16 protein-coding genes are annotated in these 24,493 nt (G+C 40.5%); 12 read left to right on the forward strand and 4 right to left on the reverse strand.

Features of this window, described 5'->3' with window-relative positions; translation table 11 throughout:
- Positions 1 to 33: 33 nt before the first annotated feature.
- Positions 34 to 846, forward strand: a complete 813-nt coding sequence (locus tag BC643_RS20000) for an XRE family transcriptional regulator (RefSeq protein ID WP_120275063.1) — start codon at positions 34 to 36, stop codon at positions 844 to 846.
- A 167-nt stretch (positions 847 to 1,013) separates the two neighbouring features.
- Here BC643_RS20000 and BC643_RS20005 read toward each other — a convergent pair whose 3' ends face one another.
- The 4 genes from BC643_RS20005 to BC643_RS20020 form a co-directional block, all read right to left on the reverse strand.
- Positions 1,014 to 1,718 carry an FAD-dependent oxidoreductase gene (locus tag BC643_RS20005; protein ID WP_120275064.1) on the reverse strand — a complete coding sequence of 235 codons (705 nt, stop codon included), beginning with the start codon at positions 1,716 to 1,718 and terminating at the stop codon, positions 1,014 to 1,016.
- 111 nt (positions 1,719 to 1,829) lie between these two features.
- Positions 1,830 to 2,480, reverse strand: coding sequence for a hypothetical protein (locus BC643_RS20010; RefSeq protein WP_120275065.1), 651 nt, complete (start codon positions 2,478 to 2,480; stop codon positions 1,830 to 1,832).
- A gap of 207 nt (positions 2,481 to 2,687) precedes the next feature.
- Entirely contained in the window at positions 2,688 to 4,460 is a 1,773-nt protein-coding gene (locus BC643_RS20015) for a tetratricopeptide repeat protein (RefSeq protein WP_120275066.1), read from the reverse strand.
- 272 nt (positions 4,461 to 4,732) lie between these two features.
- Positions 4,733 to 7,003 carry a glycoside hydrolase family 3 N-terminal domain-containing protein gene (locus tag BC643_RS20020; protein ID WP_120275067.1) on the reverse strand — a complete coding sequence of 757 codons (2,271 nt, stop codon included), beginning with the start codon at positions 7,001 to 7,003 and terminating at the stop codon, positions 4,733 to 4,735.
- A gap of 565 nt (positions 7,004 to 7,568) precedes the next feature.
- On the opposite strand from BC643_RS20020, the gene BC643_RS20025 reads away from it, so the two are divergent.
- From BC643_RS20025 to BC643_RS20075, 11 genes are all read left to right on the forward strand, one after another.
- On the forward strand, positions 7,569 to 8,423 hold the full coding sequence (locus BC643_RS20025; protein WP_120275068.1) for an AraC family transcriptional regulator: 855 nt from the start codon (positions 7,569 to 7,571) through the stop codon (positions 8,421 to 8,423).
- A 396-nt stretch (positions 8,424 to 8,819) separates the two neighbouring features.
- A complete protein-coding gene (locus BC643_RS20030) occupies positions 8,820 to 9,863 on the forward strand; it encodes a FecR family protein (RefSeq protein WP_120275069.1) in 1,044 nt (347 codons plus the stop codon).
- Positions 9,864 to 10,061: 198 nt separating this feature from the next.
- Positions 10,062 to 13,385 carry a TonB-dependent receptor gene (locus BC643_RS20035; protein WP_170154639.1) on the forward strand — a complete coding sequence of 1,108 codons (3,324 nt, stop codon included), beginning with the start codon at positions 10,062 to 10,064 and terminating at the stop codon, positions 13,383 to 13,385.
- Between the two features lie 31 nt (positions 13,386 to 13,416).
- Positions 13,417 to 14,976: a RagB/SusD family nutrient uptake outer membrane protein gene (locus tag BC643_RS20040; RefSeq protein ID WP_120275071.1), complete on the forward strand. Its 1,560-nt coding sequence runs from the start codon at positions 13,417 to 13,419 to the stop codon at positions 14,974 to 14,976.
- 272 nt (positions 14,977 to 15,248) lie between these two features.
- Positions 15,249 to 16,955: a hypothetical protein gene (locus BC643_RS20045; RefSeq protein WP_147377285.1), complete on the forward strand. Its 1,707-nt coding sequence runs from the start codon at positions 15,249 to 15,251 to the stop codon at positions 16,953 to 16,955.
- A 224-nt stretch (positions 16,956 to 17,179) separates the two neighbouring features.
- On the forward strand, positions 17,180 to 18,577 hold the full coding sequence (locus BC643_RS20050; RefSeq protein ID WP_120275073.1) for a Gfo/Idh/MocA family protein: 1,398 nt from the start codon (positions 17,180 to 17,182) through the stop codon (positions 18,575 to 18,577).
- A gap of 55 nt (positions 18,578 to 18,632) precedes the next feature.
- On the forward strand, positions 18,633 to 19,745 hold the full coding sequence (locus tag BC643_RS20055) for a glycoside hydrolase family 88/105 protein (RefSeq protein ID WP_120275074.1): 1,113 nt from the start codon (positions 18,633 to 18,635) through the stop codon (positions 19,743 to 19,745).
- A gap of 246 nt (positions 19,746 to 19,991) precedes the next feature.
- A complete protein-coding gene (gene nagA / locus BC643_RS20060) occupies positions 19,992 to 21,227 on the forward strand; it encodes an N-acetylglucosamine-6-phosphate deacetylase (protein ID WP_120275075.1) in 1,236 nt (411 codons plus the stop codon).
- Between the two features lie 12 nt (positions 21,228 to 21,239).
- The gene (locus BC643_RS20065; RefSeq protein WP_120275076.1) at positions 21,240 to 22,481 is read left to right on the forward strand and encodes an Nramp family divalent metal transporter; all 1,242 of its coding nucleotides are present in this window, start codon (positions 21,240 to 21,242) and stop codon (positions 22,479 to 22,481) included.
- A gap of 81 nt (positions 22,482 to 22,562) precedes the next feature.
- On the forward strand, positions 22,563 to 23,330 hold the full coding sequence (locus BC643_RS20070) for a glucosamine-6-phosphate deaminase (protein WP_120275254.1): 768 nt from the start codon (positions 22,563 to 22,565) through the stop codon (positions 23,328 to 23,330).
- 332 nt (positions 23,331 to 23,662) lie between these two features.
- Complete coding sequence (locus tag BC643_RS20075; protein WP_120275077.1) at positions 23,663 to 24,253, forward strand: RNA polymerase sigma factor; 591 nt, start codon at positions 23,663 to 23,665, stop codon at positions 24,251 to 24,253.
- The last annotated feature ends 240 nt before the right edge of the window (positions 24,254 to 24,493 follow it).

Here is a 24,493-nt window from a genome sequence, read left to right on the forward strand (position 1 = left end):
ATAATAACAACTAGTTGTTTCTAATTATAACAAATGGCTGGCAAAACACAAAAAATATTTTTCGCTTCGAACATTAAGTTTTTACGGGAGCGACGAAAATTGAGCCAGGAAACGCTGGCTTCCGCTTTGGGGCTGACCCGGGCAAAACTGGCTGCCATTGAGGCTGGTAATACCAAATCGCCACAGCCGGAAGACTACCTCAATTTTTCCGATTTCTTCAAAATTAGTATCGACACTCTATTGAAAATTGATTTGTCGAAATTGGGCGAGTTGAAGTTGCGGGAACTGGAGACGGGTAACGACGTGTACATTCGCGGTGGTAACCTGCGGGTGCTGGCTATCTCGGTGGACAAGTCGAATAACGAGAATGTGGAATATGTGCCGGTGAAGGCGAAAGCCGGTTATATGGCGGGCTACAACGACCCTGAGTTTATCGCGGGCCTTCCCAAATTTTCGATTCCGAACCTACCGACACAGGGCACTTTTCGCATCTTTCCGTCGGTGGGCGATTCGATGTTGCCAGTGCCTGAGGGGGCTGATATTGTGGCGCAATACATCGCCGATTGGACCGACCTGAAACCCGATACGCCTTGCATTGTGATTCTGAAGGGGCAGCAGGATTTTGTTTTCAAACTAACCACGCTGAATGAAGATGGCACCATTCGGCTAAAGTCGCTGAACCCGGTGTATGAACCCTACACGGTTGAGGCAGCCGATGTCATGGAGATCTGGCGCTTTTATGCCTACACGAGCCGCGAATTTCCGGAAGCCCGTTCTGAAATGGAAACAGTATTAGCAGCCATTAAAAGTCTGGAGCAACGGCTGGGGCAAATGGAAAAAGATTGATTTTCGGATTCTAACGACTAGAGCTTTGAGGCAGACCTCTGCTTGTCGGAAAAGACGACCAATTGCCCTCTCGAAAGAATTTCAATAGCTGAAATAATTAGCCCTGATAAGCCCATTGTAATTTGGTTTGATCAGGGCTAACATATTTCAGACATGTAGCTTTATTATTAATGGAAGCTCTCCGTGATGATGTCTTCCGGTAATTTTCCTTCAGCAATTAGTCGGTCAACCATGCCCCGAACAAAGCGATCGGAGCCGGAAATAAAATAGCGGGTGCCTGCTGGTTTGCTGATCAACTGGGGCCACACGGTTTCCAAGCCTTCCCGGTTGGTTCTCCATTGTTGGTTGCGGTAAGCTGTCAATTCCTCTTCATACAGGAACTTGTCGCGCGATACGTGGCAAAGTGTCCAGTTCAATTTAGATCCCAGGTGCTGAAGTTCGCGGAGGACAGATCGGACAGGGGTGACTCCGATTCCTCCGGTTAAAAATACAACTTCGCTTTCGGAGTTAATGGCCGAATGAAATTCCCCTTTGATTTTGAAAGCTTTTAATTGATCACCGGGCTGCAAAGCAGCCATGCGCTGTTTGTAAGGCGATACCGATGCCAAATCCATGGTAAAGTCGAGCAATTCATCTTTCGGAGAAGAGGCAAATGACATGTGTCGGATAAATGTTTTGTCGCGGTTTCCCATTGGAAAGCCCAGGTGAACCCACTGTCCGGCACGGAATTCAAGTGGTTCAATTGGTTTGAACCTAAAAGTGTGGATGTTGGCATATTCCGCTTTTCGTTCGACCAGTTCAAGGGTGTAAAACTGAAAATCAGTTTTGCCATCTTTGGGGCTTTTTATCGTTTGTGTGTTTTCTGTTTGCATTTTCTTGTTTTCGATTGTTTTTGAGCTTTTTTCAGAGCTTCGCTTTTAGTAATTTCTGGGGCCGATGCGGTTTTCACGTTTTCTGGAAACTTGATAACTCACAGCGGTTATTTAATGACTGCGACCTTTGCCGTGGTGATGTCCGTGTTTCATGCCATGACCTTTGTGGTGACCTTTTCCTCCAAATCCTTTTCCTGCGATTTCTTTCCCGCCCATCAATTTTGCCAGGCGTTCCTCAGCTGCGGCAATTTGCTCAGGACTTGCAAACACAACGGATTCTCCACGATGACTTCGTCCATGAGGCTGTCCTTCTTTGTCGTGATGACCGTGAGTTTTTATACCGTGCTCTTTCATGCCATGGTGTTTTTCACCGTGTTTCTGATGATGTTTGCCTTTGAACAGAGCTGACTTTACCTTAACTGCCAATTTCAGACCTTCTTCAGCCTCTAAAATTGCTTGGGTTTTCGGATCATTTTGATCAACGATAATCGCGGCCACGTTCAGAATTTGATTTTCAATATCAACGCTTGTCACAATAAAAGCTGATTTGCTTTTGTTCATGCGATCGCCTCGTTGCTCTTTTTCTTCGGTGTTAGCCGGGCGCAATTTAATGCGGTCACCAGCTTGCACTTCTTTTAAGTTCTCTACTTCGACACCGCTCAATTCGATTTGCAAATAGTGGGGCGCTGTAAAACTTTTGCTTTTAAGGGTGAATGTGCCTTGCACTTTACCCATTTTTTCTTTTAAAGGTTGTTCTTTCATGGTGTTTCAAATTTTATGACTACAAATGTCCAATAATTAAGACCAATACGTCTGTAATTAAACACCGATTTTCGGTAAATTCACACCAAGGTGATTATGAAGATTGAGAAACTTACAGTTGCAGTTGAAAAACTAGAGCTGGGCTAGTAGGAGACAGGGATGCCTTCGAGACCGGCCGGCTGGTGGCGGATCAGGTGAATGATGGGCCTAAAAAGAGGAAAGGTATGAAATCAGGTTTGTCTCCCGGGATAGTTGCATCTTTTTGCGCAGCCGATATCGGGCAACGTCGATACTCTTGCTATTCTGATAGGTTATGGATGAAATTTCTTTGGTCGTCATATTTAAGCGAAGAAATGCACAGAGCCTTCGTTCGTTGGGCGAAAGGTCCGGATGTTTTTGGTTGAGTTTTTCGATGAAATCCTGATGAACGTTCGTAAAACGAATTTCGAATTCTTCCCAACTGTCTTCTTTTTGATTATGACTTAGCTTATCAATTATGCTTCTGATTTTTGCCTTGGTTTCCCGGTTGACAACCAAATCATCCAACTCCTCAATCACACTATTTATAAATTCTGCATTTTTTACAATACCCATTGTTTTGGATGTTAATTCCTTGTTCCGCTGTTCCAATTCCTTGTTCAGCTCGTCATTCTCAACTTCCTTTTCCTGCAATTTCACGGCTGCAATTTTTTCTTTTTGAAGAAAGCGATTCCGCTCTTGTTTCCGTTTTTTTAAGAATCTGAACAATACAGACAGGAATATGAGTGAGATAAAAATGAAAATGAGGATGATGTAATTTCGGACGGCTTTTCGCTTGTTAATTTCGTTTTCCAGCTGCTCTTTTTCGATGTTGTGTTTGAGCGTTTCAACGCTAAACTGAAGGTTTGCAAACTGCAAATTGTCATTGACCTGTTGTAGCGAATCACTCACATTAATTAGCATGTCGTGATAGTAATAAGCGTCATCTTCCTGTTTATTTTTATAATGGGTATCAGCCAGAATTTTGAGAATTTCAACCAGATATTGACTGTAGTGATTGGCCCGGGAGCTTTGCAGTGCTGCTTCAGCGTGGGAGATGGCTTTGTTGTATTGTTCGGTTTTTTGATAAACTTTTGCGAGGTTTCGGTTTTCAATTACAATCCACATGTAATCATTCGTGGTTTCAAAATAGTCTAATGCTTGTTGATAGAGCAGAATTGCTTTGGGATAATCTTTCTCGGATTCATAGACTTCGCCCATTTTTGACACAGTAATCATCTGATTTTTGGGATCACCGGCTTTTTCGTATAAGGCTTTTGCTGTTTCTAAATGCGCAATGGCGTCGTTATATTGTTCCAGCCCCAGATACGCTTCAGACATTAGCATGTTTGAGTGTGCCATATCGGAGGTGGCTCCATGCTCCTGCCGAATTGTGTAACTCAGTTCAAATTCTTTTAAAGCACTGACATAATCGTGCTGTTTGATTTTTATCAAGCCGATGTTGTTATACGGAATTGCCAGCCCATCTTTTATATTGTTGCTTTTCAGCAATTCGATTGCTTTCTGATAATATTCAAGGCTCCTCTCGTTGTTGTCGATGGTGTAGTACACATTGCCAATATCAATAAAGCAAAAGGGCACAGCGTATGGATCGTCTAATCCTTCGGCATATTTTAGCGAGGAATAAAAGGCGTCCATTGCTAAAAAATTCAGCCCCAAATCAGAATAAACATTCCCGAGTTTATTGTAAACGCTGCACCGGATTTCGTCGGTACCGGATAGTTCGGCTATCGAAATGGCTTCCTTGATGTAGTCGATGGCTTTGTATGGATAGGAGTTCCGGTTCTGTTCGTAAAGCTTTATCAGTTCGTTCATGTGCACAAAGCCCGATTGCTTTTCATTCCCCATCGCCGTATTTCCGGTTGATTGAGAAAAGGCAGCAATACTGCCCAGGACAAATAGGATCAGCAGGCTTTGGCGTATGACAAAATGAAATCTCATTTATTTGGAATTAGTTATTGCAGGCAGAGCTATCTCTCCCTGAACCATTTTCTAGCTACAACAATTATGCTCGATGGTTTTATCTGATTTTGCATTCTAAATTACTCTTTTTTCAAAATAACAGGCTCGAAAATAGCCTGGTTCGATGGAGTCATTTTCGTTGAATATAATTTGGTTTTGGGGCGAATGCCAACAGAATAATGACCGGGGTTAAAACAGATAAGGAGAAACATTCGCCGAATAGTTCTCCTTATCTGTTTGGAATTGTTTTTTTAGTCTATGGTCGCTTCCTGAAATGAAGGATGGACTTTTTCGACAACGATTCGTTTGGATACTTTAAAATCGTCCTGCAACTTTATAATTTTGGACGAAGCTCCCAACATGACCTGGTACAAACCCTTATCGGCAATCCAGGCTTCTTCTTTCGAATGGAATGAAGCCAAATCCTTAACCTCTAATTTTAACGACACAATTTGGCTTTCACCAGGTTGTAATAACCGGGTTTTAGCAAAGCCCTTCAGTTCTTTTTTGGGTTTTTCGATGCTTGATTCCGGAGCTTTCATGTATAGCTCAACAACTTCCTGTCCGGCATATTTGCCCGTGTTTGTTATCTTAACCGATACCGTTATTCCGTTGGTAAAGATCTTGCTGCTTAAGTGTAAATCGGAATAGCTAAAATCGGTGTACGACATGCCAAACCCAAATTCATAAGAGGGCTCAATTTCCTCTTTTTCAAAGCCCCGGTATCCCACAAAGATTCCTTCTTTGTAATACGATTTTTGAGGGTCGTTTGCCGGTTCTCCCGGGTAATATTCTGCGGCAGGACTATCTTCGTATTTTTTTGGAAAGGTCATGGTGAGCTTGCCCGAAGGATTAACTTTTCCGGTCAATACATCGGCAACAGAGTGTCCAACTTCCTGGCCCGGTTGCCATGCAAGAAGAATGGCATCGGCTTTGTTTTTCCAGCTTTCGGTTTCGATGACCCCTCCAATATTTAATACAACGACTACTTTTTTGCCGGCAGCATGAAAATGTTTTGACACATCTTCGATCATCTTTTGCTCATCATCTTTTAAATTGTAATCGTCCTCTATTTTGCGGTCTAATCCCTCTGCCGAAATTCGCCCGATGGTAATGACTGCCACATCGTTATTCGCTGCCAGTTCTTTTAAACAATTATCATCAAAGGCGATTTGTTTCTCGCTGATGTAGTTATAATCAACCGTATCATGGTAAGGATAATTGAGATATGCCGTGTAAAAATCGGTCAAACTTTTATCAAGTGCTACGCCGGCTTCTTGCAAACCTTCGTCCAATGATGCAATGTGCGCTTCATACACATCGCCGCTACCAAGTCCCCCGCTGATGGGTTTGTAGGATGCAACGCGAAACAGCGCAAGCTTATTCTGCTTTGACAGCGGGAGTGCCTGGGAATCATTTTTCAACAGCACCATGCCTTCAGCTCCGGCTTTCCGGGTTAATTCGGCATGTGCTTTCAAATCCGGATTATTCGAGAAAGCGTAATTGTTTTGACTAATGCTGTTATAGACGATTTTTAAAATCCGTTCGCACGACAAATCAACCGCTGCCATTTTGAGTTCCCCGCTTTTCATCGCTTCCATCAGATCTTCCCGTTGCGAGTCGATACCGGGCATCAACAGATCATTACCGGCTGAAATTTGAGCAACAACATTACTTTTGGTGTAGTTGTCGTAGGTTCCTCCCCACCAGTCAGACATGACAAATCCTTTAAAGCCCCATTCATAGCGAAGAATATCGGTTAACAAATCTTTGCGGTCGGAGGTGAAATAGCCGTCAACTTTGTTGTAAGAACTCATCACTGTCCAGGGATTCGATTTTTTGACTGCAATTTCAAAACCTCGTAAATAAATTTCGCGCAGGGCTCGTTCTGAAATAATTTCGTCAATTGAGTGACGGTTTGTTTCCTGGTTATTGGCGATAAAATGCTTCAAGGATGCACCCACGCCGTTTTCCTGAATTCCATTGATCATTGCAGCGGCAATATTCCCCGCCACATAAGGATCTTCGGAGTAATATTCGAAGTTACGGCCACACAAGGGAGAGCGTTGGATATTCATTCCCGGTCCCAGCAAAATATCTACACCATATTCTTTCACTTCATTTCCCATGGCTTCGCCAACTTCTTTTACCAGGTCAACATCCCATGTCGAAGCCAGTGACGTACCAACCGGAAAGGCGGTTGTGTAGTATGTTTTTACATCGTTTGGCCGTATTGTAAGGATGCGCAAACCGGCAGGCCCATCCGAAACAATCATCGGTCTTATACCCAAACGTGATATTTCGGTAGTCGTACCGGATGCCTTTAACTCGTCGCACAGTTTATTGTACTCCGATGATCCGCAAAGAAGATTCGCTTTTTCTTCCATGGTCATTTGTGCAACTTTCGACTTTGCCCAGGTTGCTGCAGGTTCGTTGTTTTTTTTTGAAGTTGCCATCGCAGCTCCGCTTACCACTAAAAATACCGCGATAAGCAGCGTTTTTGAAATGAAATCTTTGGTCATGAATTATCTTTTTGATTTTTGATATGAACTATTGAGAATAATTGGACTGTTTGTGTGCCGGAATGACGCAACTGATAAGCGTTCAACACGCATTTGTTTGACTCAAATATAAACTAAGTGATGATTCTAGAAGGCGCTGGAAACGGCATGTAGTATTTTTGTTTTGATTATATTTTGGATGAAAAAGCATTTTGATGGCCGTGTTTTAACAAATTAATTCGACCGTTCAGAATACCGTGCAGGATGTAGGGGAAAAGTATTGTTGCTTTTTTACGTTGAGAAGCCCAAGTGAATCAATTGTATCGGGACTCAATTTGATGTTGTCGTCAGCTTGCACTCTTTTAACGTTTTCAACTTTGGTACCATTCAATTTGATTTGCAACCGGTGAGTGCTGTAAAATTTTCGCTTTTTAAGAGTAAAGGGCTTTGCACTTTGACTACTTTTTCATTTAAAAGTTGTTCTTTCATAGTGTTTCAAATTTTATTATCCGAAATGTCTATTAACGAAGACTAATAGGTCGGTGTAATTAAATACCGATTTTCAGTAGAATCAAACTAGCCGATTATGAATATTGAAAAGCTTACTGTGGCTGTCGCTGTTGAAAGGCTCCAGTTGGAGGAACAGCAAACTGGTTTGTTGAAGCATGATTTCCACGAATTCATTTATTTCGAAAAGGGGAGTGGCGTGTATTGCTATGAGCAGGTCAATACCACGTTTTCGGCGGGCGATTTGTTTCTGGTGAATAAAGGAAACGTACACAGTCTTCGCATTGAAGAGCCTTCGGTGGTTTATTCGGTGAAGTTTGCCGAAAAGACGCGTCTAAAGTTGAAGGAAATGAGCGGCAGTTTGAAAGAGATTGCCGGTCCGCCTGTAAAAACCAAATCGCCGGTGAATGCCAAAGTGAGTTTCAGTGAGGAGGATAGACCATTGGCGGATCGCTTGTTTGAGTTTTTGCTGCTCTTGGGCGAAGACCACGTAAAAAACGAGAGTCAAATTTTATTGCAGATGATTACCCTGGTGACGCTTACCGAGCGCAATCTCAGCTTTGCTCCGTCTCTGAATGATGTTCCCCGAAACAGGGAACTTATTCGCTCAATCTTAAAACATATCAGTCGTAATTTACGGGATCCGGAAAAATTGACCTTGGCCCGTATCGCCGATGAATTTAAAATGAGCACCAATAAATTGGGAGCATATTTCCGCCAAGAGACCGGTCATACCGTGAAGCAGTTCATCAGTTCGAGTCGGATGACAGTGATTGGTGACCGGGTGGCAAACAGCGAGTTGTCATTCTCCGAAATCGCTTTTGAATACGGATTTGTGGATGAAAGCCATTTGAATAAAATGTTTAAAAAGCACTTTGGTAAAACACCCACCGAATATCGGCGGGAGAAGAATGAAAACACTAAAACTTCTTGATCGAATTTTGAATATCTCGCAGGTTGAAGAATGCTTTAATTCTTGCGTATAGACTTAGAGGGACAGCGTAAAAAAAATCAATTCCAATTGTTTCTAGCTATTGAGCTTAAGCTCCGGCGAAGTTAATATTCTAGTCTAATTGAGTTTGTTTATCCACGACAACAGATAATTGAATAAAACCGAGGGTTATTCAGTCATGTTTATTTAAGCTCCACTATAATAGTGTTTTATGATGGTGTCGATGGTGTTGAGTATTTTTTTTTAATTTTTTTCGTGAGATTTTTTTCCTCCAATACTATTACCTATAAAACAACCTAATAGCTGACGATACCTTGGCTTAGGGGCCGACGGAATTTTCTTTAAACAGGATATAAGGATAGTAACAATATAATTGAAATGGCAAATAACACAAGTAAAGAAAACTTGAGGCGTTTTCGAGAAGATCTGGCAACAGAAAAAGAAATGCAGGATGTTTCGAGTAGGTTCTCAGAAGGCGAAAATGATTCGGAATTGAGGCAACAGGTGTATTCTGATTTCGAACAATACATTGACGATTCTCCTATTGTTAATTTTAATTTGAATTATTTACTCGACCGGATTCATCATACAATTCACAAAAGAGAAAATCGGAAAAAGCGGAGTACAGTGCAACGGATTTACACTTGGTATTCAGCGAGTGCTGCAGTTATCTTAATTCCATTGTTAATTGCAGGATTCTTATGGTATTTAGGCCAAAATCGAGGTACTTCAGAAAGGCAGGAAAGTGTTTTAAGTTCTACGTTATTCGCACCAATGGGTGCGAGAATTAATTTCACTCTTCCCGATGGTTCCAGTGGTTGGTTGAACAGTGGTTCGTCGCTTCAATACGAAATTCCCTTTCAGGATAACAGACAGGTGGTTGTCTCAGGGGAAGCTTGGTTTGACGTCGCACATGATGCATCTCATCCATTCGAGGTTACTGCCGGTTCTTCAAAAGTAAAAGTGTTAGGAACAAAATTTAACGTTAATGCTTACCCTGGTGAAAATTATATTGAGGTTGTATTAGAGGAAGGGAAAGTCGAATTCTCAAGCGATGCCTCAGGAACACCAGTTATTTTGAAACCTGATGAAAGGCTTGTTTATACAGATTCATCTATACAAATAAGTCAGGCAGATGCAACAAAATATTCAGGATGGAAAGAAGGTAAGCTTATTTTCAGAGGCGATCCTATGATTGACGTAGCAGAGCGAATAGGTAGATGGTATGATGTAGAAATAGAGATCGTTGATAAAGATTTGGAGCAATATGCCATTAGAGGAATATTTCAGGATGATTCTTTGGAAGAAGTGCTTCAGTATCTCAGTATGACTTCACCGATAACCTATAAAGTAAAAAATAGGGAGATTCTCAAGGATGGAACTTTCGATAAAAAGAAAGTCTATCTATATCTGAAAAAATAACTTAATAATCATAAAATAAAAACGGAAGAATGAAATAAAGAGATGGCCTGTAAAAAGTAAAAAAAGGAAACCGTCCTACCGATTTCCTTAAAAAAACTTTCTATAATTTTTTTAACCTTTTAATGATTCAAATGTATGGAAAAAAATGGAATTTTTCATGGATGCTATTTCCATTGTTGTACTAAACTCTTAAAAATTATGAAGATTACATTTATCTTGATGTTTGCTGTAATTCTTCAAACCTACGCCAGCGATGTGTATTCGCAAAAAACGTATCTCACCATCAATGCGACTAATTCAAAAATTACTGATGTATTTGATGAAATCGAGCAGCAGTCGGAATTCTATTTTCTGTATAACGAGAAATTGATAGATACAGATCGTCTTGTGACTATAGAAGTAAAAGATCAAAAAATTGAAGATATTCTTGATCAACTGTTTGCTGGGCGCGAGATGAAGTATACAATTACCGATCGTAAGATAATTGTTGCCCCTTCTTATTTGTCAGAGAATCAACAGTACGGCTCAGTGTCCGGAAAGGTGGTCGAAGCAAACGGGCAACCATTACCTGGGGTGACGGTATCGATAAAAGGCACTGGTAAAGGAACGGTTACAGATAGCGAAGGGAAATATTTCTTGGCAAATATCCCGGATAATGCGACACTTATTTTCTCTTTTATAGGAATGAGATCCCAGGAAGTTGAAGTTGCAGGTAAGACTATTGTTAGTGTTACGATGATTGAGGATGCTATTGAGCTAGAAGAGACTGTCGCAATTGGTTATGGTACACTGAAAAAAAGTGATTTAACTGGATCGGTTGCCTCTGTTCGATCGAATGACATTCAGACAACAAAGGTTTTATCTCCTGATCAGGCGTTATCTGGTCGTATTGCCGGGGTTCAGGTGAACCAACAGTCCTCATCTCCCGGTGGCGGTGTTTCTATTACAATCCGTGGGGGGAATTCCGTGAACGGAGACAATGGACCTTTATATGTAATCGATGGGTTTCCGGTTACAAGTAATAATGAAACCAGAAGTGCCGGTAGTTCAGGTTACGTGTCTCCCAACTCTTTGTCGTCTATAAATCCGAATGATATTGAATCTATTGAGGTATTAAAAGACGCATCGGCTACTGCCATTTATGGAGCAAGAGGAGCTAACGGAGTTATTTTAATTACAACGAAGAAAGGGAAATCCGGTGCACAAAAATTGACTTTTGACGCTTATTATGGAGTGCAGGAAATTACCAATAAACTTGACGTAATGAATGCCGAAGAATTTGCAATTTATGCAAATGAGGCAGCTCAATACAATGGAGTAGCGAATTATTTCTCAAATCCCTCAGCGCTGGGGAAAGGAACAGATTGGCAAGATTTAATATATACAATTGCACCTATCCAAAATTATCAGCTGGGTGTTTCTGGAGGTCAAGGCAAATCGACTTATTATGTTTCCGGGAACTATTACAATCAGGATGGGATCATAAAAAATTCAGGCTATGAACGTTACTCTCTGCGAACAAATGTAGAATCAGAACTTAGTGATCGCATAAGAATTGGGGTGAATTTGACTGCGAGTCATTCCGTTAATGATCAGATGGTGACTGAAGAAGGAAACGGTGGTGCTACCGGCGTTGTAAGAGCAGCTTTGTATTATCATCCTTATATTGATGTCTATAATGAAGATGGTACTTACACGTTAATGCCTGAGAATACCGAAGAATCCTTAGGCTCAACCTATCAAGTGGATAACCCGGTTTCTCTGCTTAATGAGACAACAAATAAGATTACCGGTAATCGGTTGTTAAGTAATGTATACGCACAAATTGACATCTTTAAGGGATTGACTTTTAGAACGAGTTTAGGTGCTGATGTCGAGGAACAACTGTACGAAGCATATTATAGTAGGGAAACCAGAACCGGTATGTATCTTGACGGGGTGGCCACGACTAGTAATAAACACTATCTTTCATACCTCACCGAGAACACACTTAATTATTCAAGAGATATTAACGGAGGGCATCACTTGAATGCTCTGGTCGGATTTACGCGACAAAAAGAGAATGTGAATTCTCAGTATATGTATAATTCGAATTTCCTGGATGACGAATTGGAAAATAATGGTATCGGTAATGGTACTCGTGACGGAGGTCCAACTGTTAGTGCAGCAGAGTCTCAATGGCAGTTATCATCTTGGTTAGGCAGGTTGAATTATAAGTATAAAGATAAATACCTTGTAACCATGAGCCTCAGGGCCGATGGTTCATCCCGAATGGGTAAAAATAATCGATGGGGGTATTTCCCCTCCGGAGCGCTGGCTTGGAACGTCCATAATGAGGAATTCTTAAAAAGTGCCGAACCTATTCAATATTTAAAATTACGAGTAAGTTACGGACTAACGGGCAACACTAATATTGGTTCTTACCATTCCCTGGCAGCCCTATCTACAAATTCTTATTCGTTCAATGATACAAAAGTAACTGGTTATTATCTGGGGAGCTTGCCTAATGGTGATCTTAAATGGGAAAGCACAGCACAATTCGATGCAGGTTTCGATATCGGTTTGTTTGATGGTAGATTAAACCTTACTGCTGACTATTACGAAAAGAATACCAGCGATTTACTATTGGAAGTAACGCTTCCTTCAAGTTCTGGATTCTCCTCTGCGTTAAAGAATACAGGGAAAGTTAGAAACCGAGGTGTTGAGTTGGCATTGGGCGCAACCATACTAAAAGCGCCATTCACCTGGGATACCCAAATAAACGGGTCGATGAATAAAAACAAGGTGATGGATCTTGGTGATAGTGAGCCTTTTTTTGCTGGTGTTGATAACGTTTCTACATATGTTGACGAAGGGCATGCACTTGGCGAATTTTATGGGTATAAAGTAGATGGTATTTTCAAAAGTCAGGCCGAAGTTGATGCCTCAGTCCAATCCAGTGCTGTACCTGGTGATGTAAGATTTGTTAATGTTAATGAAGATGAGGCAATTGATTCAAATGACCGTACTTGGATTGGCAATCCTTATCCCGATTTTATTTTCGGATGGAACAATACTTTCAGTTATAAAAATTTCAGTTTAACAGCGTTCGTAATGGGTACTGTTGGTAATGATGTATTTAATATTACAGATGCCAGAAGGACAAGTGTCTCCGGACCGGTAGATTTGAATATGTCATACGAGCGGTACAAGAACCGGTGGAGTGAAGATAACCCCAATGGAACCCAACCTCGGGCAGGATGGACTACAGGCCTTACTCCAATTGGCCTGAATATCGAAGATGGATCTTATGTTCGATTAAAAACTCTTCAATTAGGGTATAACATACCGGTTAAGAAAATGTCGGTCCTGAAGAGCGCTTATGTTTATGTAAGTGGACAAAATTTGTTAACCATAACTGGTTATAGTGGTTATAATCCTGACGTAAATAGCGTTAGCTCAAGCAACTTGGTACAAGGTGTAGATATGGGGGCATATCCTTTAGCAAAGACTTATTTGTTTGGCGTTAAAGTGGAATTTTAGAGAAAGTATTAATCCGTTTAATCGAAAAAAAATGAAAAAAATAATTATATTCTTTATAGGAATAATGACTTTTTACGGGTGTAATAAAAGTTTTCTGGAAGAAATTCCTGCGGATTTTATTAGCACGGAAAACTATTTTAGAAACCAGGACGATGCTGTTGCCGCAGTAGACGCTGTTTACAGTTCATTCATTAACGGAGAGGAACATCGTTACTATGTTATAGCGGATTTGATGGGAGAAGCCATGACGACCAGAAGTCAGACTACTGGTTCAGGTAACGGGCTTGGAGATTACGATAACAGCCTTCTTCTCTACAATTCAGGCAACCCTGGAGTGCAATGGAAGCTTTATTATGCTGTCATCAACAGAGCCAATTGGGTTCTGAAGTACGTGGGGGAAATGGACGAGAGCAAATTTGATGACTCTACTTTACAAGATCGCGTTTTGGGCGAAGCTTATTTCTTGAGAGGACTCAGCTATTTTACCCTTGTTCGTTTTTTTGGTGGAGTTCCATTGCGAGTTAAAGCTATCGAAACGATATCAGATGCAGAGAGTATGGCACGTAATACTGACGCAGAAGTATATGATCAGGTTATTGCTGATTTGACCGAAGCAATCAATCTTTTACCTCAAGGTTCTTCTTATTCCGGCGATGACATTGGGAGGGCTTCAAAAGGGGCTGCTAAGGCGCTACTTGCAAAAGTATATTTACAAAGAGGTAGCTTAAGCGGAAATAATGGAATAACAGGAGAAAGGCTGATTGCGCAGTCTACGGATTTTCAGCAAGCTGCAGATTACTGCCAGGCGGTGATAGACGACAATGAATATGAGCTTGTTGCGTGCAAGGACTTATGGAGCTTTGACAAGGTTGAAAATAACAGTGAGATTATATACACTATTCAACATTCTGCGGGCGTAACTTATATGGATTACCTCTCTTATTATCTTAACTTGCCCAATTCGGACCTGGTTGGCGGATCTTATGGCAGCATGCAATCTTCTCTTGATTTTTATAAATCGTTTAGTGATAACGATATTCGCAAAAGTGTTATTTTTTACACGCAATATGTTCTGAATGGGGATACCATCACTTATGATATGGACGATCCAGCCAATGATGGTTATTATTATGACACTCCTGCAATTGCCAAATACTATGTTAATACTGTCAATAATGCAAGCGATGAGATTATTCTTCGCTATGCGGATGTATTGCTTATGAAAGCAGAAGCTTTAAATGAAGTAAATACTGGACCTACTTCTGAAGCTTATAATGCAATCAATCAAGTGCGAAATAGAGCCGGATTGGCAAATTTGCAAGCAGGATTGACTTATACTCAGTTTAAGGACTCAGTATACATTGAAAGACAAAAGGAATTTGTTATGGAGGGGCAAGCTTGGTTCGATGGTCAACGGTATTTCTCGTATTTTCAAGAGATTCAGGCGAAATGGTCTGGCTATGGTGATACCGGGTTTCATTTTGGACCTTACGAGACTGTCAGCTTGGAAGATCCTAGAGATCGGCTATTGCCGATAACTCAAAGTATTTTGGATGCCGATGAGTTATTAATTCAAAACGAAGGCTATTGATTTTTTGAGATTCAGCTTTAAGAAATAGAATTCTCGTTAATCGAACATTGAAGGAAACAGTCTGCCTTGGAATTGTAAAGACTGTTTCCTTCCTAAATCAGGAATAATATAATCTCCCTCAAGAATAGCCACTAAAACAAGTGTAATTGAAATTATTTAAGAGTTCTGCTTTATGCGGATGTTGTCTCTTAATGTTTTGTTGATCAGATCATTACTTTGAGTATTTGTCTGATTGGGAGATCGTCTTATGCCTACGCAAAATACTTCACGTTATGAATCGATTGTTTTTTAAGGGCTCAGTATGTCTGATTTTCATATTATTGGGCCTAATGTCATCATGTAAAAAGACTTCTCAAGTAGAGTCGGAGTCTGATCTTGCCGTTGTTTTTGCAAAACAACGGGTAAGAGAGAACAAGCGGGCTCAAGCGGCGAAGATGCCTGATTGGTTAAAGGAAAACCGTCAGATCTTGCATTCCCGGATGATTGAAATGGCTCAAAAGTCATATGAAGAAACAGGAGTTTGGTTTTTTGCAAGGGGAGCCGGGAGAGGGACAGATGAGCAGGAAACGATGGCAGTATGGGGTGACCTTTTATTTTTTGGAGGGCTTGAAACTCTTCCAGGCTATTCGGAAAATAATAGGGAAAAAGCTGTAAAGTTCTGGAAAAGTTGGCAGAACCTTGAAACCGGAAAACTTTACAATCCACTTTATCAGGATCCTCAAAATCCTGAAGTAAAACGAAGCATGGCTGGTAATCGAAATGATTATTCGGCAGAGGAAATCAATACCAAATACATTCCTTCGATTTTAAAAATTTTAGGAGATACGTTGTCATTGCCTGTAAATGTGACTTCCAGGGCTGATGCGGGGGTTGATACATTTGATGATTTGTGGGGATGGATGCCTCAGTGGATGACAAGTAAAGCAGGAGCATATCCATATCAGGCAGCTGTTGAGGTTGACAATGGGAACTTTGAAAAAATACCACAGGTAGAAGCCGGAATGGCAGCTTTGGTCAGGGCTTATAATCGGGAAACCGGTATGTGGCGGCCTGAACCGCTTGATAGTTTTCCCTGGGAGGAATATCAGCCATCCAGTGGGTTCAAAATCATAGCACGTATTTGTGGTTACGCAGGTATGGAGAATTTTCCGGAAGAACTTGTACATGTAGCAGTAGATAATATGCTAGCACATAAAAATGAGCTTTATACAGATGAGACAACCGCTCGTAATTATGGAGAGACAATGGCTCATTATCTGATGCTTACTGATTATCGACATGATGAATTGCTTGATGCGATGGAATTATGTCTTCAGGGTTTTAAAGATTCAATAAAATGGAAGAAAACTGCTTCCAGCGTTTACTGTGTATTTGGATCAGGCATTATCGGATTATTTCTGAATTGGGAGGATTTGCCTGACGATCTGGCCTTTAATCAATGGTTCCGTTTTGAGCAAGGTTGTACAATGAAATGGCGCTTTGTCGTAGGTCCATATGGTAATTGGGTTAATGTAATTCCTAAGAATGCGGAAGAGATATTCGGAAATGAGAACTACGATGTAGGTAAATATGGCCTAAAGGCACGCAATAAGGTTCATTGGTCAAAGAAAAGGTCATCGGTTATTGAGCAGCAGGATGTAACGTTGAAAGTAACAAATGACGATGTAACCGGGGAAGGTACTTTTACTTTTTCTTTGACAGCGGAACAACTTAGTGCGTTACAACAACCCTATTTTGAAGCTACTTGGAGTGGCGAATTTCAGGTTTCATTGAATGGTGAACCGGTAAAGATTGTTAAGTACAATTTGCCTGATCTCAAGGCTGGCTGGTACATCCCAGAACCTGCTGTTAAAACTTTGCGCGTAGGGGAGAATACAGTTACCATAGAACTTTTAGGGCCCGGGAAGGATCAAAAACCGGATGCTCCTTTGTCGAAGACAGCTCCGTTCATCCGTATAGGCTTGATTGATTGGAGTTAATGTTCAAAAAAATCAATTTTTCAGATTTTTAATTCAGCGCGAGAGTTTTGATAATCACTTGGTTTGTTTTTACGCAATCGGCAAGGAAAATCATGTTAACTGTTTAGAGCCGATTTTACCTTCTGGAGAACCACAGGATACGATTCAAGACGAATTTTAATCGAACCACGATTATTGGCTCCAGCATATTTGTCAGTAATTCAATTAGTAATAAAAGTATAATTATGAAGAGAAGAAATTTTTTGGCAACAACAGGTGCCGCGATTGCGGGCAGTGTTATTGCGAACCCAGCGTTTGCAATTAATACCTCAAAATCAAAAAAAAGGTTGGCTTTAATTGGGACGGGTTACAGGGGAACCATGTTTTGGGGAAAGTCGATAATTGCAAGATATAAGGATTTGGTAGAGTTTGTGGCGTTGTGCGATATTAATATCGGCAGACTTGAAACTGCTAAAAAATACCTTGGCATTAACTGTTCTGTTTTTACCGATTTTGATGAAATGGTGGCGACTGCTAAACCGGATATGATTATTATTACGACGGTAGATTCAACTCATCATGAATTCATTATCAAAGGACTGGAATACGGGCTCGAAGTTGTTACTGAAAAACCACTGACAACTGATGAGGACAGCTGTCAAGCTATTCTTGATGCAGAGAAGAGAACCGGAAATAAAGTGATCGTAGGTTTTAATTACCGCTACGGACCTCATCCAACAAAAATCAAAGAGCTACTTACCTTAAATACTGTCGGCAAAATCACTTCAGTCGATTTTCATTGGTATCTGAACACGTACCACGGGGCATCGTATTTCCGCAGGTGGAACGGTGAAAAAGATAAAAGCGGCACCCTGCTTGTGCACAAATCAACCCATCACTTCGATTTGATTAATTGGTTGCTTGACTCAGACCCGGTTGAAGTTTTTGCATACGGTTCTCTGGAACATTATGGTCGGAACAATTCTTTCCGGGGCTCTAACTGCCGGAATTGCGCCTATGTAAGTAAGTGCAAATTTTACTGGGATATTAATGAAGACCCAGTGGCTGTAGACCTGTATGCTAAAAACGAAAAATACGATGGGTATATACGGGATAACTGTCTTTGGAGAGAAGAGATTGACATCTACGACAAGATGGCGGTTCAAATAAAATATGCCAATAATGTACAGGTAAGCTATTCGTTAACAACTTATTCGCCTTATGAAGGCTGGCGTATGGCCTTAAATGGAACAGACGGAAGAATAGACTCATGGAAAGATATTCCGTGGCGAACCCAGGAACAGATTAATCAGGGGAATTTACATGATCAGGAAATGAAGCAGGGTGAGAAGGATCTGGAAGATCAATACGATGAGGTGATGGTGATGAAAAATTGGGAAGGCTACCAGCAATATAAAATTACGAAAGCGGGTGGCGGACACGGCGGAGGAGATGAGCGATTACTCGACAAAATTTTTCTTGATCCGAATGCTGCTGACCCGTTCAAGCATTCTGCAGGTAGTCGTGATGGCGCAATGTCGATACTGATTGGAATTGCTGCGCGAAAGTCAATTGAAGAAAAGCGCCCTGTTCGGATTGACGAACTGACAGATATAAAACCGCATCCAACCAGGGGTGTGTAAAAACGTTTGAAGACCTCTGGTCTGATAAGTTTACAATCGATAAAAATTGAAGAAGATGAAAATAAAAATATATGTTTTTGTTATTTTTTTATTAGTCACACACATAGGTTCAGCACAGCCGGCCGACCTTTTCGACCCCTCATTCATCAAAGGTTTGATCGACAAGAATACGGCATGGTTTCATGATGAAGTTATTTCACAGGACTCTGCCAATTCAAGATTAATAACCTGGAATGGAGCTACTTATTATTCAGGTTTGCTGGAAGCTTGGAAATACACCAATGATGAGAACTACTTAAAACAGCTAAAGGCTGTTGGTGAATGTTTTGACTGGAAACTATTTCCAGGGCATCAAAATTCGACTGCAAATAACCTTCTGATTGGTGATGTTTATCTGAACATGTCCTTGCTGAATAAAGATACCGTATACTTTCAAGATCTTAAATTGGAAATAGAGCGGATCATGAAGGGGCGGTTTACCGGAGGTGATTCCTGGTGGTGGGTTGATGCCCTTTATATGGGGCCACCATCGTTTGCTCTTTTATCGCAGGTGACCGGTGATACCGAATATTTGGAGTTTATGCACGAAAAATGGCAAGGTACCTACCGTGAATTGTATGATGAGAAAGCAAATTTGTTTTACCGCGATTCAAACTGGGTCTACAGTCTTGGGGATCCGCAAGCCCGTACATCTTCTGAAGGTAAGATATTTTGGTCAAGAGGTAATGGCTGGGCAGTAGCTGGGATATGTCGGCTATTAAATTATCTCCCCGAAAGTCATCCTTATCGGAAATTTTATCTGCGAACATTGAGGAATACACAAAAATCAATCGTCAAATATCAACAGCCTGACGGGCTTTGGACCACTAACATCATAGATCAGAAAGATTTTCCAGACACCGAAACCAGTGGTTCTGCGCTGTTTTGCTATACAATGGCATGGGGAATTAATAATGGAATATTAAGTAAGAAAAAGTATGAACCCCACCTGAGGGAAGCATGGGCAGCTTTAGTTCGAAATATTGATTCGAAAGGTTGCATGGGGCGTTGTCAAATAGTTGCGCATCAGCCAGGAAACGTGAAGGAGACAGATACAGACTGGTTCGGACAAGGGCAATTTCTCCTTGCTGCTGTCGAAGTGTTGAAAATGTACTCAATAAATCGGTGATGGTAAAATAGCATATCTCGTTTTGGGTAATAAGCTATTTAGTAAAAAAATAGGGAACTGGTGTTTGTTCTGGACTCAGGGATTTCAAGCATTCAACTGAGAGCGTAAACGGAAGAATATCCCTGTTCATCCCCGTCTTACAAGTTAGAGTTTTCGGTAACACAAAAACGAAGAATCACCGGAATGTGGTGTTTCACTCAATTTTTGCTGTTCGCAGACAAACAGTTATAAAATAAATTTATTGGTATGATGCATAGAAAAAGGATGAAAAATCTCTTTATCACAGGAGTTGCAGCTCTTTTATCACTGTCAACTTATGCTCAAGAAACGATAGAAGGATTGTTCTATTACGACAATAGCCCGATATCGATAGAAATAGAAAATGGTAGAATAAAACAGATAAAGAGGCTAAAAGAGGTTTCGAAAGATTTTCCGCAGCTGTACATAGCTCCGGGGTTTATTGATAATCAGGTAAATGGTTTCGCCGGGGTTTCATTTGCTTTTGGTGGGAGTGATTTAACATACGAAGGAGTTGAAAAGGCTACTATCGCACTGTGGAAAACCGGCGTCACCAGCTATTTACCAACGCTGACTACAAATACAAAAGAGTTATTAATAAAAAACCTGAGTATTTTATCAAGGGCTTCGGAAAGCGAAAGATTATTGGGCTCAATTCCCGGGTTCCATTTAGAAGGCCCATATATTAATCCTGAAGACGGTTACCGAGGTGCACATCCAGTGAAATATGTAAGACTGCCCGATTGGGAGGAATTTGTGCAGTTAAACGAAGCTGCAAATGATAAAATCTTACAAATTACGATAGCGCCTGAAATGGATCGGGCACTCGATTTCATTTCAAACTGTACCGAAGCAGGTGTTGTTGTTGCTTTGGGGCATCATAATGCTCCATCAGAAATTGTTAGTCAGGCTATTGATAGGGGAGCTAAAATTGCAACTCATCTTGGAAATGGGGCTGCTAATATGGTTAACCGTCATCAAAATCCTTTTTGGTCGCAATTGGCAGATGATCGTTTTATGGTTAGTATTATTTGTGATGGCTTTCACCTTTTACCCGAAGAGATCAAAACTTTTTATAAAGCAAAAGGGATCGATAAAACAATCTTAACATCAGATGTAACAAGTTACGCGGCACTGGATCCTGGGGTATATCATACTCAAACGGGGGAAATCATCGAATTGACAGAAGAAGGAATGTTGCGATATCCTGAGCAAAAAGTATTGTATGGCTCGGCGTCTCCAATAACCAAAGGTGTTGGTCATATTATTGATGTAACAGGCTGTACGCTAGCAGATGCTGTTCAAATGGCAAGCACAAATCCAGCCAATTTGTATGGTTTATCTGATCGGGGAATACTGGAGCCCGGCAAACGCGCTGATATAATTTTATTCAAAATGGAGAATAACCAGTTGCAAATTCAGAAAACGTATGTCCAAGGTAAATTAGTCTATCAGGCTGAATGAGTCGATCATAAGATGAAAAATAAAGTAGTTAAAAAAATACTAATGGCCCTGGCATCAGTTGGGCCGGGCTTATTTCTGATTGGTTACAATATAGGAACCGGAAGTGTAACAACGATGGCTAAAACAGGTGCAGAGTATGGCATGGAATTGTTTTGGGCACTTGTGTTATCCTGCATTTTTACATTTATCCTGATGGTAGCCTATGGAAAAGTTACATTGGTTTCTGGTAACACCGCTCTTTCGAATATCAAAAAAGAGTTTAAGTATGGATGGATACTTGCTTTGTATATCCTAATTGCGCTAATAATTGGTGAATTGCTGGCTTTAATGGGAGTTATGGGTATAGTCGCTGATTTGTTGCAAGAAGCTTTTCGTCTGTTAAAGAACGACTTTCTGGTTGATAGGTGGGTGATTATTTTGATCCTGGCAGCGGGTTTATACCTATTGCTTCTGTATGGGCAATACAAAACTTTCGAGAAAGTTTTGACGGTGTTTGTGATTTTCATGGGGTTGGCTTTCATTGTCGTATTTTTTATGGTCAAACCCGATTTTTCAGTAATTGCCCGTGGGCTAATTCCTGGAATGCCTAATCAAAGTGGAGCCTTTGGTTTGGCTGCTGCAATTGCAGGGACTACTTGTTCTGCAGCGGTTTTCATAATACGAAGCACTGTCGTAGCAGAAAAGGGGTGGACTATTCAAAACTTAAAAGATGAGAAGAAGGATGCTTTTGTGTCTGCGTCCGTCATGTTGTTGTTAAGTGGGGTAATTATGGCTGTTGCCGCAGGAACTCTACATGTAATGGGGTTGAAACTTGAGAATACCGTTGAAATGATCCACCTATTTGAACCGATCGGGGGGGATATTGCAGTTCTTATATTAATACTTGGTATAGTCGGGGCTGGGCTCTCGACAATCTTTCCAATCGTTTTAATTGCACCCTGGTTAATTGCAGATTATTCTGGTAAGCCACGTAATATTCATTCGAAACAATCGCGTACGTTGATCCTTTTGGCGATGCTGTTTGCTTTCGGTACCGTTTTCCTGAATCAACGGCCTCCGGCATTGATGATTTTCTCCCAAGCATTTCAGGCAGTTATTCTTCCGGCGGTGGCTGTTCCCGTATTATTACTTCTTAATCGTAAAGAGTTTATGGGGAAATATAAGGCATCGGTTTGGGAGAATCTTGGAATTGGGGCTGTCGTGCTATTTTCACTAGTAACCACATGGTTCGCTATCTCAGAACTGCTATTTTGAAGGAGTTGGGAATAAAGCGGCGTGTATTGTGATCTAGTATTCGGTGTAAATATGTTAAGTATAAATCTAAATATAAAACAAATGAATGAAGTTAAAGAACAGAAAGTTGAGAATCTTAGTGTAAATATTTATCAAAGTGTTAGTGAATTAGGCGTAGCATCTGCGAAATTTGTAGCCGAAAAGTTAAACAGTGCGATTCTGAAAAAAGGAGAAGCTAATTTAATTTTGGCCACTGGTGCATCTCAATTTTCTTTTATTCAATGTCTTAAGAACGAGATTATTGATTGGAGTAAAATAACAGTTTTTCATCTTGATGAATATGAAGGCATAAGCGATAATCATCCAGCCAGTTTCAGGAAGTATTTGAAGGAGCGGATACTTGAGCAAGTTCAGCCAAAACAAGTACACTATCTGCATGGAGATGCGCCGGATGTAGAAGCTGAAATATTGAAGTATGAAAATTTGCTCAAAGATACTGTTATTGATGTTGCGTGTATTGGGATAGGGGAAAATGGGCACATTGCATTTAACGATCCGCCTGTAGCTGATTTTAACGACCCATATTTGGTGAAAGTTGTAGAACTAGATGAAGCGTGCCGTAGACAACAACTCGGAGAAGGTTGGTTTTCTACATTCGAGGAGGTTCCAACACATGCGCTTTCTCTTACTATTCCAGCCATTATGCGTTGTGATACGATTAGTTGTGCTGTGCCTGACGCAAGGAAAGCTCAAGCTGTATATGACACGTTGAACGCAGAGGTTTCTACTGCTTATCCTTCAACTATTCTTCGAAAACATAATGATTGTGTACTTTTTCTCGATTCATTTTCAGCATCACTGTTAAAATAGGCAATCTTGCTATAGACTGCTAGCTTTCACACAAGTCTTCGAGTCTTGTAAAACTAACTTTCGCTGGTTAAAGGGGTTCGATGTTGTTTATTTGAAAAGCAAGAAATACGATTGCATATACCATTATGTGCATTATTGATTTGGTTTATGATGAATGCTGAATTCCGTTTCAGCATTCATTGTTTTTTACAATGAGAGTAAAGGATTCTTAAATTTTTTTGTGTCTAAATGTTCGGTTTGGAAGATTATAATTTACAAATTTTGTTTTTCCGGAGTAGAAGTGAACACGATTGATTAATTTTTTTATATTCGTCAAACATTACTGTGTAGCAATGAGATCGAATGAACATACTTTGGATTATGAGTTAGTTGAAAAATTTTGCAATGGAGACATTGATGCGTTCGATCAAATTTTCTCGAAGTATGGAGACAGACTATTTGGATTTGCGTTGGGGTATTTGAAGTCTAAAGAAGAAACTGAAGAGTTGGTTCAGGATGTATTTTTGAAGATATGGGAAAACAGAAAGAACTTAAAAAAAGAAGCTTCTTTAAAATCGTATCTTTTTACTATCGCATATCATAATATATGTCTGCATTTTCGGAAAAAGAGAAGGCATACCAGATTTCTTCTAGAAAAAAGTATCTCCGAAAATAACATTGTTGATCTGGAAGAGCAATTGGAATACAGAGCGACAATTGAAGAACTGGATAAGCTTATCGACAAATTACCGGCAAAACAAAAGGCCATTTTTATAAAAAGCCGGAAAGAAGGGAAATCTACGCGAGAGATTGCCAAAGAAATGAATCTCGCTCCCGGTACCGTTGACAATAATATCTCAGCTGCCATTAAGTTCCTACGTCAGCATATTTCACCCAACAACCTTGGCATGTTACTATTCTTTGCAATTTTTATCACAGAATAAGCTCGGCTAAAGTAGAATCTCTCTCTCGGGTCATTTTAGATCTCGACAAAAAAACTTCCTTTTTCCCGTTAGATTTTGTCTTCCCAATACTATTACCTATTGAAGTATCACATAGGGTAACTTTTCATTGATTGTTTTTTGTTTGGCAAGTCAAAATCCTCCCGATAATACGGGAGGATTTAAATCGAGAAGTGATCGAAAAAATAGGCACAAAAGAAGTTAAATCTTTTTCGATGGAGG

The sequence above is a fragment of the Mangrovibacterium diazotrophicum genome (genome assembly GCF_003610535.1).
Lineage (GTDB): Bacteria > Bacteroidota > Bacteroidia > Bacteroidales > Prolixibacteraceae > Mangrovibacterium > Mangrovibacterium diazotrophicum.